This is a genomic window from Duganella violaceipulchra, assembly GCF_019166075.1.
GTDB lineage: Bacteria > Pseudomonadota > Gammaproteobacteria > Burkholderiales > Burkholderiaceae_D > Rugamonas > Rugamonas violaceipulchra.
Window position 1 is genome coordinate 1 of sequence record NZ_JAHTGR010000065.1, and the last position, 2,166, is coordinate 2,166.

The 2,166-nt window shown below is 63.3% G+C and carries 1 protein-coding gene; it reads left to right on the forward strand.

Annotation, left to right across the window (positions count from 1 at the left end):
* Positions 1–2,166: non-ribosomal peptide synthetase (locus KVP70_RS32960; protein ID WP_217946657.1), on the forward strand; the 2,166-nt coding region annotated here is incomplete at both ends.

Sequence of the window (2,166 nt, forward strand, 5' to 3'; positions counted from 1 at the left end):
GCCAAGCGTTCGACCTGGCCCAAGGTCCGTTGATCCGCGGCCAACTGCTGCGGCTGGGCGAGCAGGAATACATCCTGCTGATCACCCAGCACCACATCATCTCGGACGGCTGGTCGACCGGACTGCTGGTGCAGGAAGTAACGGCCCTGTATACCGCCTTCAGCCAAGGGCAGCCCGACCCGTTGCCGGCGCTGGCGCTCCAGTATGCCGACTATGCTGCGTGGCAACGGCAGTGGCTGCAAGGCGAAGTGCTGAAAGAGCAAATCGATTTCTGGCACCACCACCTGCAAGGCGCCCCGGCGCTGCTGGAGCTGCCCACCGACCGGCCCCGCCCGGCCGTGCAAAGCTATGCCGGCGGCAGCGTCCAAGTCGAGCTGTCAGCCGAGCTGACGCGTGATTTGAAGGCACTCAGCCAGCGCCATGGCAGCACCCTGTTCATGACCCTGCTGGCCGGCTGGTCGATCCTGCTGGCGCGGCTGAGCGGGCAGTCAGACATCGTGATCGGCACCCCGGTGGCCAACCGCCAGCGCAGCGAGATCGAAGCCATGATCGGCTTCTTCGTCAACACCCTGGCGCTGCGGGTGCAACTGGCAGACGACCCGAGCGTGGCCGCCCTGCTGGCGCAAGTCAAGGACAGCACCCTGGGCGCCTACGCGCACCAGGACGTGCCGTTTGAACAGGTGGTAGAAGCACTGCAACCGCCGCGCAGCATGAGCCACAGCCCGCTGTTCCAGGTCATGCTGGCGTTGAACAACACCCCGCGCACGGGTGAGCTGGCGCTGCCCGGGTTGACCCTGAGCGGAGTCGAACAGGAACACCGCACGGCCCACTTCGACCTCACCTTGTCGCTGAGCGAAGTCGACGGTCGGCTCAGCGGCGGCCTGGAATATGCCAGCGACCTGTTCGACGCCGCCACGATAGAACGGCTGGCGGGTCATTTGCAGATCCTGCTCGCCGCCATGGCCGGCGATGCAAGCCAACGGATCAGTCAACTGCCGCTGCTAAGCGACAGCGAACGGCAGCAGCTGCTGGTCGGCTTTAACGCGACGCAAGCGCACTACCCGCAGGATCAACTGATCCATCAACTGTTCGAAGCGCAGGCAGCAGCCAATCCGGAAGCGATCGCGGTGGTGTACGAAGAGACCAGCGTCAGCTATGGCGAATTGAATGCGCGCGCCAACCGACTGGCGCACACCCTGATCGGGTTGGGCGTGCAGCCCGACGACCGGGTGGCGATCTGTGTCGAACGCAGTGTTGAGATGATAGTTGGCTTGCTGGGGATTTTGAAGGCTGGAGGCGCGTATGTGCCGCTCGACCCGAGCTATCCCCAGGAGCGTCTGGCATACATGTTGGAAGACAGTGCGCCGGTGGCGCTGCTGACGCAGACGGGGATGCAAGAGCGCCTGCCGGCTGCGGCCGAAGCGGGATTGGCGATACCGGTGCTGCTGCTCGATGGCGCCGAAGACGGCGCGGCCATGGCGCGTCAAGCATCGCACAACCCCGAGCCGGCGCTGCTGGGCTTGACGGCGCGGCACCTGGCGTATGTGATCTATACCTCGGGCTCGACTGGAGTGCCCAAGGGGGTGATGAATCAGCATAACGGCTTAGCCAATCTTGCCGTCGAGCAAATCGCCCTGTTTGCGGTCGATTCATATAGTCGCATCCTGCAATTTGCCTCCTTGAGCTTTGATGCCAGCATCTCGGAAACAGCGATGGCACTCTGCAGCGGTGCCACCCTGCACCTATCTGTACGCGAGGCATTGCGTGCAGGCGAGTCCTTGATGAGTATGCTGCAACATGACCAGATTACCCATGTCACTCTTCCTCCATCGGTCGCGGCTTCCTGCTCAACTGATACAAGGTTTGTAAAGATGACCGTGGTGATGGCCGGTGAGGCTTGTTCTCCCGCAGTCGCCGCACGCTGGTCCACCCACCATCGCATCTTCAATGCCTACGGCCCCACAGAAGCGACCGTCTGCGCCACCACATTCGAGATTGCAGCCGGCAGCATCAGCGAAAGCACGCTCACGGTCCCCATAGGCCGTCCAATCGCCAACACCCAACTCTACATCCTCGACGCCCACCTGCAACCGGTGCCGGTGGGAGTAACCGGCGAGATCTACATCGGCGGGGCGGGTGTAGCGCGCGGCTACCTGAATCGGCCGG